Source organism: Pseudomonas sp. NPDC089734 (assembly GCF_044748865.1).
Classification (GTDB): domain Bacteria; phylum Pseudomonadota; class Gammaproteobacteria; order Pseudomonadales; family Pseudomonadaceae; genus Aquipseudomonas.
On record NZ_JBIVGV010000001.1, the window covers coordinates 47,723 to 60,624 of the forward strand.

General features: G+C 55.1%; 13 protein-coding genes. 6 read left to right on the forward strand and 7 right to left on the reverse strand.

What is annotated here, in order from left to right; genetic code table 11:
- Positions 1 to 248: 248 nt before the first annotated feature.
- The 4 genes from ACIPY9_RS00205 to ACIPY9_RS00220 are packed head-to-tail and all read left to right on the forward strand — an operon-like array spanning position 249 to position 4,023.
- On the forward strand, positions 249 to 1,028 hold the full coding sequence (locus ACIPY9_RS00205) for an ABC transporter permease (RefSeq protein ID WP_400696127.1): 780 nt from the start codon (positions 249 to 251) through the stop codon (positions 1,026 to 1,028).
- A 46-nt stretch (positions 1,029 to 1,074) separates the two neighbouring features.
- Positions 1,075 to 1,758: an ABC transporter ATP-binding protein gene (locus ACIPY9_RS00210; protein WP_400696129.1), complete on the forward strand. Its 684-nt coding sequence runs from the start codon at positions 1,075 to 1,077 to the stop codon at positions 1,756 to 1,758.
- Positions 1,751 to 3,169: a hypothetical protein gene (locus ACIPY9_RS00215; RefSeq protein WP_400696130.1), complete on the forward strand. Its 1,419-nt coding sequence runs from the start codon at positions 1,751 to 1,753 to the stop codon at positions 3,167 to 3,169. Before ACIPY9_RS00210 ends, ACIPY9_RS00215 begins: the two co-directional genes overlap by 8 nt.
- On the forward strand, positions 3,166 to 4,023 hold the full coding sequence (locus tag ACIPY9_RS00220; protein WP_400696131.1) for a hypothetical protein: 858 nt from the start codon (positions 3,166 to 3,168) through the stop codon (positions 4,021 to 4,023). Before ACIPY9_RS00215 ends, ACIPY9_RS00220 begins: the two co-directional genes overlap by 4 nt.
- Before the next feature lie 59 nt (positions 4,024 to 4,082).
- Here ACIPY9_RS00220 and rfbA read toward each other — a convergent pair whose 3' ends face one another.
- The 5 genes from rfbA to ACIPY9_RS00245 all read right to left on the reverse strand — a co-directional run bounded on the left by rfbA (position 4,083) and on the right by ACIPY9_RS00245 (position 8,323).
- Complete coding sequence (gene rfbA, locus ACIPY9_RS00225; protein ID WP_400696133.1) at positions 4,083 to 4,973, reverse strand: glucose-1-phosphate thymidylyltransferase RfbA; 891 nt, start codon at positions 4,971 to 4,973, stop codon at positions 4,083 to 4,085.
- Positions 4,970 to 5,875, reverse strand: a complete 906-nt coding sequence (gene rfbD / locus ACIPY9_RS00230) for a dTDP-4-dehydrorhamnose reductase (protein WP_400696135.1) — start codon at positions 5,873 to 5,875, stop codon at positions 4,970 to 4,972. The genes rfbA and rfbD overlap by 4 nt, the downstream gene beginning before the upstream one ends.
- On the reverse strand, positions 5,872 to 6,948 hold the full coding sequence (rfbB, locus tag ACIPY9_RS00235) for a dTDP-glucose 4,6-dehydratase (protein ID WP_400696136.1): 1,077 nt from the start codon (positions 6,946 to 6,948) through the stop codon (positions 5,872 to 5,874). The genes rfbD and rfbB overlap by 4 nt, the downstream gene beginning before the upstream one ends.
- Positions 6,949 to 7,120: 172 nt before the next feature.
- Positions 7,121 to 7,411, reverse strand: coding sequence for a hypothetical protein (locus ACIPY9_RS00240; RefSeq protein ID WP_400696138.1), 291 nt, complete (start codon positions 7,409 to 7,411; stop codon positions 7,121 to 7,123).
- Positions 7,412 to 8,323, reverse strand: coding sequence for a LysR family transcriptional regulator (locus ACIPY9_RS00245; protein WP_400696139.1), 912 nt, complete (start codon positions 8,321 to 8,323; stop codon positions 7,412 to 7,414). It abuts the gene before it with no gap.
- 103 nt (positions 8,324 to 8,426) lie between these two features.
- Here ACIPY9_RS00245 and ACIPY9_RS00250 point away from each other — a divergent pair, with 103 nt between their 5' ends.
- The gene (locus ACIPY9_RS00250; RefSeq protein ID WP_400696141.1) at positions 8,427 to 9,617 is read left to right on the forward strand and encodes a TDT family transporter; all 1,191 of its coding nucleotides are present in this window, start codon (positions 8,427 to 8,429) and stop codon (positions 9,615 to 9,617) included.
- A 142-nt stretch (positions 9,618 to 9,759) separates the two neighbouring features.
- A complete protein-coding gene (locus ACIPY9_RS00255) occupies positions 9,760 to 10,371 on the forward strand; it encodes a TetR/AcrR family transcriptional regulator (RefSeq protein WP_400696143.1) in 612 nt (203 codons plus the stop codon).
- On the opposite strand, the gene ACIPY9_RS00260 is transcribed toward ACIPY9_RS00255, so the two are convergent.
- Positions 10,357 to 11,352 (reverse strand): helix-turn-helix domain-containing protein, encoded by a 996-nt coding sequence (locus ACIPY9_RS00260; protein ID WP_400696144.1) that lies wholly within the window; start codon positions 11,350 to 11,352, stop codon positions 10,357 to 10,359. The two genes, ACIPY9_RS00255 and ACIPY9_RS00260, sit on opposite strands and share 15 nt — an antisense overlap.
- A 67-nt stretch (positions 11,353 to 11,419) precedes the next feature.
- Positions 11,420 to 12,898: an aldehyde dehydrogenase family protein gene (locus tag ACIPY9_RS00265; RefSeq protein WP_400696146.1), complete on the reverse strand. Its 1,479-nt coding sequence runs from the start codon at positions 12,896 to 12,898 to the stop codon at positions 11,420 to 11,422.
- Positions 12,899 to 12,902 lie beyond the last annotated feature (4 nt).

Consider the following 12,902-nt stretch of genomic DNA (forward strand, 5'->3'; position numbering starts at 1 on the left):
TGCAGCATGGGAGAAGAGTCACTGACTATATTCAGTGTCATAAAAAGAGGGGCATGAAGGACGGTCAAGAATAAACGGTAGTTGAAGCGTTCAGGGTTGACGTCTAGGCTACAGATGGAATGTTTATGGGATCGTTATAAAGATGTCTCAATGATTTAACAGTTCAGAAAAGCGTTTGAATAACTGTTGCTATTGAGTGAGTGGCGGAAGTACGGCAGTCAGGGGAGGGCACTGTACAGGACGCAAACATGAACGAAGGGCTGAACGATATAGTTTCTGCTTTACGTCGACGAGAAGTCTGGCTTTATTTCGCCTTGAGTGACACCAAAGCACGATACACACGAAGCATGCTGGGCCCCTGGTGGATAACGCTTGGAACGGCGCTGGGCGTATTGGGACTTGGTTTCGTCTGGAGCGCCGTCATGAATATCGACTTGTCGATCATGCTCCCCAATCTGGCGGTCGGTCTTGTGCTGTGGTTCATGATCTCGGGTGTGATTTCGGAGTCTGCGGGCTGTTTTAGTCATCAATCAGCGATTATTCGTAACTACTCTCTTCCTTTTTTCATTCACTCGTTACGGCTGCTGATGAAGCACCTTGTGAATCTTTTTCATAATTTCAGTATTGTGCTGGTGGTGTTTTCTATATACGGATTTCCCGGGTTTTTCGGGGCGTTATGGGCTTTGCTCGGCCTCTTGATTGTCATTGTCAACCTGGGCTGGATATCGTTGCTGGTGTCGACATTGGGGGCTCGTTTCCGGGACCTGGGGCCTGCAATAGATGCCTTGATGCCCATGTTGTTTTTTTTGACCCCTATTCTATATAAGCGGTCCGATATTGCAGCCAGCGTGCCGTGGTTCAACTATAACCCGATTGCCACACTTTTTTCGTTGGTCAAGAACCCGCTTGTTTCGTTACCGGTCGCACCGCATGAATACTTGAGCATGTCTTTGCTGGGGCTTGCAGGCTGGGGTGTCGCAGCCCTTGTATTTGGCCACAGTAAAAGAAACATCGTTTTCTGGATCTGATATGGCCTCTATCGAACTTGAAAATGTTTCGCTGACTTTTCCTGTGATGACTGAGCTTAATGGGTCATTGCGTCGTCAACTGGTTCACATGACGACGGGCGGAATGATCTCCAGCGACGATCGGCATACGGTGCATATTCATGCATTGAAAGATATCAATGTCCGCTTCAAGGATGGCGATCGTATCGGTTTGATCGGACACAACGGTGCCGGAAAAAGCAGTCTGCTGCGTGTATTGGCAGGTATTTACACGCCCAGCCATGGAACCCGGAGTGTCGAGGGAACCGTCAGATCCCTGTTTGAGCTGGGGGCTGGCACGGACTATGAACTGACCGGTCGGACGAATATAGAGCGTCTGGCAAGGTTGTACGGGTATTCGTTGCATCAAGTCAAAGCCGACATTCATGAGCTTGAAGCGTTTTCGGGGCTGGGAGGTTATCTCGATCTTCCTGTCAGGACCTATTCGTCAGGTATGCAGCTCAGGTTGCTGTTTTCCATCTCCACGTTGTACCCCAGTGACATTCTATTGATCGATGAGGTCTTTGGTGTCGGAGATGAGGCGTTTCAGGACAAGGCACGGCAACGCATGGAGGCCATGATGACCCGTTCCAGGATTGTCATCATGGCCTCTCACTCAAGGGAGCTGATCCACAAGTTCTGCAACAAGACAATAAAGCTGGAAGCCGGAGAAGTGGTGGGAGTGACCAGCATCGGAGGACGGTATGAGTAAGGCCCGTGTTCTGAGATTCATGAAACTTACAGCATTCGAAGTCTTGGGGGCGTATGCCTGCCGCCTGGCATTGTCGACCCTTCGTGAACAGAAGTCGCCATCCGTATTACCGACACGGGTCAGAGTGGCTTATTACCTGCTCAAGCTGATCAATATGGTCTTTCCGTTGGCGGACATGATGCGTGAGCAGGAAAAATCGGAAATAGAACATCCACAGGTCTACGACGCGCATCTGCTGAACCTGATGGTCAATCGTGCTTACGATCCGCCGGATATTGTGGTCGATGACCAGGCCCCCAAACGTATCAATGTACTGGTCCCTGCCTTTACCTTAAGCACCATTTCGGCCGGTTTTTTTGGTGTTTTCAATGTTGCACTGTTTATCAAACAACAGGGTTTCCTGGTACGCCTGGTGCTGTTCGATAACTTTTATTATGTGGAAGCCGAGTTCAGGCAGGCCTTGCAAAAGTTTCCTTCCATGGAAAACCTCATGAATGAAGTTGAGGTGGCCTATATCGGTTCCCGTACGGAACCCTTTGTGGTGTCTCCACACGACAACAGTGTCGCGACGGTCTGGTACAGTGCCTATTTCGCAAATCATATAGCGAAGGCCACGGGCAGCAAGCCATTTCTTTACCTGATCCAGGATTTTGAAGCAGGTTTTCATCCCTTCAATACCCTGTACTGCATGGCAAGAAATTCCTATGACTTTCACTATCACACCTTGTCGTCATCACGTGCACTGCTTGAATACCTCAAGTGCCACGGGATCATTTCTTCGGATATAAAGTATAAAGCCATCAGTTTTGATAACGCCTGCTCTTCATCCATCTACTCTTTTCATGAGTTTGCCAGGGAGAAAAGTGCACCGCGCAAGCGTTTTGTTTTTTACAGTCGCCCGGCGGTCAATCGGAACATGTTTGAAATGGCGGCCCTGGCCTTGATTGATGCGTATTCAAAAGGTGCCTTCAACCCAGAGGAATGGGAGTTTTATGGCATGGGGATCGGCAATACGACGGTTCACTTGGCGAGGGGCGTAGAAGTCAAACAGCTACCGCGCATGACACTGGACGAGTACAAGACCATCACCAAGACGTTTGATTTATGTCTGACCTTGATGTCCTCGCCTCATCCGAGTCTTATTCCCATGGACCTTGCGGCGTCTGGCGCGATTGTCGTAACCAATACATTCGAAACCAAGACCTCCCGGTACCTGAAGGACATCTCAGAAAACATCATTCCCGCTCGCCCTGACATGCATGACATTTCAAATGCTCTTCAAGAAGGGGCTCTGCGCACACGAGATGTTCAGGCAAGGTATGAACATTCAAATATCAACTGGCCAAAATCCTGGTGTGAAACGTGGACCGAGGAGCACCGTGACTTTATCAAAGAGGTGTTTTCGGGATGAGTATCAAAGAGGATTTCATCGAGGCCTTGAGAGTCGCGGGTCATGAGTTCGGGTGCGATAAGGTCTCACCACACAATTACCATGTTTTTTATGCCGCCCACCTGCTGGATTATATTGATCGCCCTTTCAGGCTGCTTGAGATCGGTATCGGCGGGGAGGACCGGGAGACAGGTGGGGCATCTTTGAAGTTATGGGAAAGGGTATTTCCCTCTGCACATATCTATGGCATCGACCTGTATCCCAAGACAGCACTGGACTCGGAGCGGATCAAGACCTTTGTCTGCGACCAGGGTGACCCCGTTGCGCTGGAGGCCTTTGCAAGGCAGCACGGGCCTTTCGATGTGATTATCGATGATGGCAGCCACAAACGATCGGATCAGTTGACCAGTCTGTTCTCGCTGATCAAGTGGGTGTTACCGGGGGGGTATTATGTTCTTGAAGATTATTTCACCTCCTACTGGCCTGTTTACGATGGCTCCACCCTGGCCAAGGACTTCCTTGATACACCTGTCAGGTGGCTGAAACAGACGGTGGATATTATCAATCGTCCTAACTTTCTCTCCCCTGAAAGCAAGGCGTTTGTGCCTGACTGGGGCATTGATGAGTTGCATGTGTATGCGGGGGTCTCGTTTCTCAAAAAAGCCCAGGGGCAAGGCAGGAGCGAAATACCGAGTGAAGAGTTCTTCGAGAATCAGCTGGAGCTTGATGAGTTGCGTTATGGGCGATTCAAGGAAACGTTCATGGCCTATGCCCAGGACCCGATGAGCAACCTGATATTCCTGGAGAAACTGAAGACGCTTGTAGAAAACAACATCAATGCGGTCAAGGACCTGACGGACGAGGATCCATCATGAGAAGAGAGCGGTTTGCGTCGGTGTCAGCTTTCTGAACCGACGCATTCCGTAAGGCTGTGTCAGAAGGAACCTGGTTTCAGCAGTTTTTTCAGGTATTGCCCATAACCGGTCTTTTTCAGCTTTTCAGCCTGTTCGCTCAGTTGTTCGGACGTGATCCAGCCATGGGTGTAGGCGATCTCTTCAAGGCACGCCACTTTCCAGCCCTGGCGCTGTTCGATGGTATGGACGAAATGGCTGGCCTCCAGCAGAGACTCATGGGTGCCGGTATCAAGCCAGGCGAAGCCACGTCCGAGCACTTCCACCGTCAGGTTCTTCTGCTCAAGGTAGGCGCTGTTCACGTCGGTGATTTCCAGCTCGCCACGTGCCGAAGGTTTGATGTTCTTCGCGATCTCGACAACCTGATTGTCATAGAAGTACAGCCCGGTAACCGCATAGCTGGATTTGGGTTCTGCCGGTTTCTCTTCGATGCTCAAGGCGCGGCCGTTCTCGTCGAACTCCACTACGCCAAAACGTTCGGGATCGGAAACGTGATAGCCGAATACGGTTGCGCCATGGCTTTGCTGCGTGGCGGCATGCAGTTTTTCCGAGAAATGCTGGCCGTAGAAAATGTTGTCGCCCAGGATCAGGCAGCACGGATCCTTGCCAATAAATTCTTCACCGATCAGAAAGGCTTGTGCGAGTCCGTCAGGGCTGGGTTGCTCGGCGTAAGTGAGCTCGATGCCATACCGGCTGCCGTCTCCCAGAAGCTTGCGGAAGGAGGGCAAATCGTCAGGCGTGGAGATAATCAGAATTTCCCGCATGCCTGCCAGCATCAGCACCGACAGTGGGTAGAAAATCATCGGCTTGTCGTAGATCGGCAGCATTTGCTTGGAGACGCCGAGGGTCAACGGATGCAGGCGAGTGCCTGACCCTCCGGCCAGAATGATGCCTTTACGATTGGTCGTGATCATTTATTCAGTACTTCCATGAGCATTCGGGTTACGCCGCTTTGCCAGTTCGGCAAGTGCAGGGAAAAAGCCTCGCGCAGTTTCTCGGTGTTCAGGCGCGAGTTCAAGGGGCGCCGTGCCGGCGTGGGGTAGTCGACGGTTCCGATGGGAGCGACGGTTTCGACGGCCAGTGTTTCGCCCTGTGCGCGTGCAACGTCGATGACATATTGCGCATACGCGTGCCATGACACTTCGCCCGCCGGTGCCAGGTGGTAGATTCCGCCGAGTTCAGGTTGTTTCAAGGTTTGTTGCAAGGCCACTGCTGTCACATCTGCCAGCAGTTCGGCACCGGTGGGAGCACCGATCTGGTCCGCGATGACGTTGAGCGTCGTGCGTTCTCTGGCCAGTCGTAACATCGTCTTGGCAAAGTTGTTGCCACGCGAGGCGTACACCCAGCTGGTGCGGAAGATCAGGTGCTTGCAGCCCGATGCAGCAATGAGCCGTTCGCCTTCGAGCTTGGTTGTGCCGTAATGGTTGACGGGCGAAACCGCATCGGTTTCCTTCCAGGCGGTCGTGCCGGTGCCGTCGAACACATAGTCGGTCGAATAATGGATCAAGAGGGCATCGAGCCGCAGGGCCTCTTCCGCCATGGCCTGGCTGGCGAGGGCATTGACCCGATGGGCCAGCTCCTGCTCGGTCTCGGCCTTGTCGACAGCGGTATAGGCTCCCGCATTGACGATCACCTGAGGCTGGAGACGGCGAATCGTGTCTCGCAGGCTGTCCGGACTGGACAAGTCACCTGAAAGCTCGCCATAAGCGGTCTGTGAGGTGTGCCTGTCCAGCGCGATCACTTCGCCAAGCACAGCCAGGGCGCGTTGAAGCTCCCATCCCACCTGACCGTTTTTTCCAAGCAGAAGAATTTTCATACAGTCCCGGTGCGCGTCGCGTAGTTCTTGTCGATCCACTGCTGATAGCTGCCGCTTTTCACGTGAGCGACCCATTCAGGGTTGTCGAGGTACCACTGCACAGTCTTGCGGATGCCGGACTCGAAGCTTTCTTCAGGAACCCAACCCAGTTCGCGCTGAATCTTGCTGGCATCGATGGCGTAGCGCAGGTCATGGCCTGGGCGGTCATGAACGTGAGTGATCAGGTCGGCATGAGGGCGGAAGGCCGAGTCGGGGCGCAGTTGATCGAGCAGGGCGCAGACGGTGTGCACCACTTCGATGTTCTGCTTTTCGTTGTGACCGCCGATGTTGTAGGTCTCACCGATTTCGCCTTCGGTCACGACCTTGTACAGCGCCCGGGCGTGGTCCTCTACGTAAAGCCAGTCACGGACCTGATTACCTTTGCCATAGATCGGTAGTGGCTTGCCTTCCAGGGCATTGAGAATGATCAGCGGGATCAGCTTCTCCGGGAAATGGCAGGGACCGTAGTTGTTCGAGCAGTTGGTGACCAGTGTCGGCAGGCCGTAGGTCCGGCTCCAGGCGCGCACCAGATGGTCCGAGCTGGCCTTGCTGGCGGAGTAGGGCGAGCTTGGCTGGTAAGGCGTGGTTTCGGTGAACAGGTCTTCCGGGCCTTCGAGGTCGCCATAGACCTCATCGGTCGAAATATGGTGGAACCTGAAAGCCGCCTTGCGTGTATCGTCCAGCCCGCCCCAGTAACCACGAGCGGCTTCCAGCAGCGTATAGGTGCCGATGATATTGGTCTGGATGAATTCGGAAGGCCCGCTGATGGAGCGGTCGACATGAGACTCGGCTGCCAGGTGCATCACGGCATCGGGCTGGTGATCGCGGAAGACCCGGTCGATTGCCTCACGATTGCAGATATCCACATGCTCGAAAGCGTAACGCTCACTCTTGTCCACCGACTGAAGGGATTCAAGATTGCCTGCATAGGTCAGTTTGTCGACGTTGACGACTGAATCCGTCGTGTGAGTGATGATGTGTCGAATGACTGCCGAGCCGATGAAGCCGGCACCACCTGTTACTAAGATCTTCACGAGAGTTTTACCTTGGGTTCTGACAAGCCTTCAGAGACTCTGACTGCGGGATGAGAGCCATCCGGTGCCTTGCCGTGTATTGAACATGCCAGCTTCCGGAGGTCGCGACTGTAAGGGACAAGCTGTTTTGACGATAGTACAAAGTGGCATTTTGAATAGAAAAAACCTTCTCTCAGATTCGAGTCAGTAATCGCTCGACCTGCGCCAGTTCCCAGGTGCTCAGCAGGCTGACCGGGTCCGTGCCGAAACGCTGGGTATCGAGGCTCCATGCCCGCCCATCGGGATCCTGGCAACTCAGGCAGTGATGCAGGTGCTTGCCGTCGAAGTCGAGGGTCATGTCCCATCCATCGACCGTGATGGGCAACAAGCCGGTTTCAAGCTGTTGTCCCGGCAGCAGGCGACGAATGCCCTGGGCGGTATCCCGCAGTTGCTGATACACCTCGCGTGCGCTCAATGGCTGCATTCACTCCACTCCCTGCAAACGGTTTTCTCCGAACTGGCTGCAACGGTTCCAGAAGCACTCAAGCCCCGACGAGATGAACTTGTCTCGATGCCGGATCATGAAAAAGCGTCGGGTCAACGGTGGCAGGCTGCCTTCCAGGGATTTCAGGCGTTGCGATGCCAGCAGGTCGGCGACGACCCAGCGAGACAGGCAACTGATGCCGATGCCCTGGGCCAGTGTGTGCTTGATGGCTTCCGAGCTGCCGATCTGTCGGGTGTCGGACAGATCGTGCAGGTGCCGCAGTAACAATTGCTCGACCTCTTCGCGGGTGCCTGAGCCCGGCTCACGAAGTAGCCACTCGGCACAGTGCAGATCACTGAGTGTGACACTTTCTTTCCGGGCCAGAGGATGCTGGCTGCCTGCGACTATCAATAGCTCATCCACCAGCCAGGGTTCGGTGCTCAGTTCGGGCAGGCGACAGGGGCCTTCGATCAGCCCCATGTCGATCTCGAAGTCCGCTACCTTTCTGGCAATGCTCATGCTGTTGGCCATTTCGACGTCGACCCGCAAGAGAGGGACCGACTGTCGTAATTCCCCCAGTATCAACGGCAGCACATAGTTGCCGATCGTCGTGCTGCATCCTACGCGCAGTCGCGTGTTCATCTCCGTATTGCCGGGCTGGAAGCCGGCTTCGATCTGTTGTGCGCTCTCAAGCATTTTTCTGGCCTGAGGCAGTAAGGCCTGACCATTGTCATTGAGCACCAGGCGCTTGCCTACCCGGTCGAACAGCCGTGTTTCGAGAGCGGCTTCCAGCTCATTCAACGCAGCGCTGGTGGCCGATTGCGAAAGGGACAGCGCCAGCGCGGCGCTGGTGGTGCTGCCATGCCGGGTGATAGCGCAAAAGATCTGCAATTGACGAAGGCTGAGCCTCATTAGATCTACCTGAAAAATGGGTAATCAAAACCTATATTACCCATTTTTATAATTATCAGGGTGCTTCTAGACTCTGTTCACGTCATCAGGCAGGAACAGACACATGAACGACATCAGGCCCGCAGTGATCCGGGGACGCGGCCGACCACTGGCGGCTCTTTCGACGCCCCGTGAAGCCATCAGGCAATTCACGCCCAACTGGTTCGCGGCCACCATGGGGACCGGGATTCTGGCTCTGGTGCTGGGTCAACTGCCACTGTCTGCGCCTTGGCTCAAGACCGTGGGTGAGGCTTTGTGGCTTTTCAATATGGGGCTGTTCGTGTTGTTCAGCGCGATGTATGCGAGCCGCTGGGTGCTGTTTTTCCATGAAGCCAGGCAGGTGTTCGGGCATTCGACGGTCTCGATGTTCTTCGGGACGATCCCCATGGGGCTGGCCACGATCATTAACGGGTTGTTTCTGTATGGGCTGCCGCGCTGGGGAGAGTCCGTGATCTCGCTGGCACAGGCCTTGTGGTGGATCGACGTGGCCATGGCGCTGGCCTGTGGTGTGCTGATTCCTTTCATGATGTTTACCCGTCAGAAGCATCGTATCGACCAGATGACGGCGGTCTGGCTCTTGCCGGTCGTCGCTGCCGAAGTGGCGGCGGCCAGTGGCGGTCTGCTTGCTCCTCACCTGACCGACGCCAGCGAGCAGTTCACCGTCCTTATCGCCAGCTATGTGTTGTGGGCGTACTCGGTTCCGGTGGCCCTGAGCATTCTGGTGATCCTGCTGCTGCGCATGGCCCTGCACAAGCTGCCACACGAAAGCATGGCGGCCTCGAGCTGGCTGTCGCTGGGGCCGATTGGTACCGGAGCTCTGGGCATGCTGGTGTTGGGGAGCGATGCACCCGCGATCTTCGCTTCCCAGGGGCTGCCTGGCGTCGGAGAGATTGCCCAGGGCATGGGCCTGCTCGTCGGTATTCTGTTCTGGGGATTGGGGCTATGGTGGATGGCGCTTGCCCTGTTGATCACCCTTCGTTACTTCAAGGCAGGCATTCCGTTCAATCTGGGCTGGTGGGGCTTTATCTTCCCGCTGGGGGTGTATGCGATCAGCACCTTGAAACTGGGCGCGGTACTGCACATGGCGTTTTTCAATGCCATGGGGGTGGTGCTGGTGATGATGCTGGTCGTGATGTGGGGAATCGTGGCTGGCCGGACGCTGGCCGGGGCTTATCGCGGCCACCTGTTCGTGTCGCCCTGCATTGCCTCGCTGGGCACGATGAATGCTCCGTCGTGCAGGTCTGGCCTCACTTGAGGGGAAAGCCTCATTTGCCGACAGATAAAAACGGGTTCATGGTCACGTTCGCGTAACTGTCCGGTAAGGTACACTTTTGACTTGCTGTGCCAGCAATGCATTCTTGCCAGCACACGATGTTATCGAGTCCAGAGGAACCTGCATGAGAGTTAAGACAGAGGCACGCCGTCAGGCCATTATCGACTCGGCCGGACAGCTGTTTCTTGAGCAAGGCTACGACAGCGTGACGATGGCGCAGATTGCGGCGAAAGTCGGTGGCTCCAAGGTCACGCTGTATAACTACTTCGCGTCCAAGGAGGCGGTGTTCGAGGCCTTTGTCATTGAAGCGGGAAGGGCTGACATGGACCGTCTGCAGGCGCTGCCCGAAGACGCCGGTATCGTCGAGACCCTGAGGGGGCTGGGTAGAAACTACCTGCTGCTGGTGCTTTCACCCGCGGTCATGGAACTGGACCGTTTGATCATTGGCGAAGCACGCCGCATCCCTGAGCTCAGCCGTATTTTCTATGAGAATGGTCCCCGAAAAACCCTGGAACATCTGGACCGAAACTTCGCAAGGCTTCTGGAAAAGGGGAGATTACGAACCGCAGAACCTCGCGCCCTGACTCTGCACTTCAAGGCGCTGTGTGAAAGTGATCTTTTTGAGCGCCAGCTCTGGGGGCAGACAGGCACACCTTCGGACAAGGACATCGATCAGGCAGTCGAGGATGCGGTTCGGGTATTCTTGCATGGCTATGCAGCTTCAGAGTCCTCCTGAGGCCGAGCCCCTTATCCGAGACTCCCGAAACAGCTTGGGTGATACCCCATAGGCTGTCTTGAATGTCTTGCTGAAATGGGAGCTACTGTTGAAGCCCCAGCCATAGGCGATATCGGTAATTGAGCGGGCAAGGTTGTCGGGGCTGCGCAGATCCTCGGCGCAACGGGAAAGTCTGCGTTGCAAGATGTAATCGCTGAGGCTGCTCGCGGTTTCATCCTCGAAAACCCGGTGCAAGGTACGGACAGAACATTGCACGAACCGGGCTATGCGCTCAATCGTCAGGTCGCGTTCTGCCAGGTTGTGTTCAATGAATGATTTGATCCGGTGTTTTTTGAAATACCGGAAATCATGTTCGAGCCTGGCTTCCTGGCGTTGATTGTTCAGCGTGTTGTCCAGAAGCGAAATGATGCTCTGGCCCACCAGACTGGAAGTGGCATCGTTCAGCAAGGCGTATTGTGCGTACGCATCGGTGATCAGATGGTGAAGCATGCGCCCCAGTCCATTGCGATTGTTCAGATGCAGCTCATTCGTCTCATGCACGGACTCGTCGAGCCCATGGCACAGCAGCATGAGATATTCACAGCCTTTGACGCTGGTCACGCTGAATGGACGACCGCAGTCCAGCAGAAGGATTTCTCCCGGGGTCAATGTGCTGTTTTTACTGCCCTGCTCAAAGTGACTGACTTCACTCATTTGCAGGATAAGCAGCCATGGCGTATCGGAAGGCGCCAGGGCTTTGCTCAGGCTTCGGGAGAAACGGTGGGGGCTGCACGTCATTCGACAGAAGTTCAGGCTCCCCAGGGCACCGTACTCAAGGCGCCCGGTGAAAGGGCGCTCATTGATGGGCTCGAAGTGTGTGTTTTCCAGCCGGCGAATGTAGTCCGGGGTTTTGCCCAGATGCGTGCTCATGAACTCACGCCATTTCATCAGGCGGTCTGAATGGAGAAACTGATCGGTACAGACACTGGCAAGGGCATTCATCCTGTTCTCTCTTGTTATGTTCGTCCGGCCTCATGGGCCGAACGATGGCTGAACGGAACCGGTACGATCAGAACGGGTAGTGATGTCCTCCTGCTTGCCAGGTTACCCAATGGGCACGCGTGAATTCGTCCAGAGCATAATGACCGTTGAACCGTCCAAGCCCCGAGTTTTTCTCGCCTCCAAAAGGCGCATTCGGCTGGTCGTCAACGGTGATGTCGTTGATGTGGGTCATCCCGGCCACGACCTTGCGAGCGAAGTCCAGGCCACGGGCCATGTCTTTTGTGAATACTGCGCTTGAAAGACCGTAATCACCAGCATTGGCAAGTGCCAGTGCATGCTGTTCGTCTTGTGCGACAACCAGGGGTAACAGCGGGCCGAATGTTTCCTCAACGGCCAGCTCCTGCAGGGCTGGTACGTCACCGAACACATGAGGCGCAAGCACGAGTCCGGAGGCTTTGCCACCTGCGAGGCATTTGATGCCTGCCCCGAGGGCGTTGTCGATCTTGCGAAGCAAACCATCCAGTTGCGCTTGATTGATGACCGGACCAATGACGGTATCCGCCAGATTGGGGTCGCCCACCTTGAGCTTTTTGACCCGCTCGGCAACCAGGGCGGCAAATTCCGGATAGACCTTGCGGTCGACGATTACCCTGTTGACACTCATGCAGATCTGACCCTGATGAAGAAAACGGCCGACAACCGCCGCATGAGCCGCGATCTCGATATCTGCATCGTCGAGCACGACCAGAGGGCTATTACCACCCAGTTCCAGGGCTACTCGCTTTATGTACTGGCCTCCGGTTGCGATGCTCCCGACGTTTCGCCCCACATCCGTAGAACCGGTGAAGGAGATGAAGCTTGGGATCTTGTGGGCGACAAAGGCATCGCCGATCTCTGAGCCTGCACCCACCACGACATTGAGCACGCCAGCAGGAAAACCGGCCTCTTCAAACAGGTGAGCGATGAGAAGACCTCCAGTGACGGCCGTATCGCTGGCCGGTTTGAGCACTACGGTATTGCCCAGGGCAACGGCCGGGATCACCGAACGCATGCTCAGATAGAGCGGGAAATTCCACGGGCTGATGACGCCAATGACGCCCAATGGCTCACGAAAGACGAAACTCTGTTCGCCCGGCTTGTGACTGGTCAGGATTCGCCCTTCTACCTGAAAAGGCATGGCTGCGCATTCGCGAACCAGATTGAGCGTCGTATTGCATTCAAAGCCGGCCTTGATACGTGTGCTGCCGGACTCCTTGATCAGCCATGCAGTGATTTCTTCGGCCCGTCGCTCGATGACTCGAGCCAGGTTGTTCAGCAACTCGGTCTTGCGGGCTGGCGTTGTGGCCGCCCAATCGGATTGAGCGTTTTGCGCAGCACTATAGGCGTTATTGAGATCGTCGATGGAGGCCAGAGGCATGGCCAGCAGTTGTTCCCCGGTATAGGGGTTCCGATTGTCGAGAGTGCGACTGGAGCGTCCGCTGATCCAGGTGCCGTTGATGTACTGGCACCCGTTAAGCGAGTAAGAGGCGGTTGGCTGTGTATTCATGTAA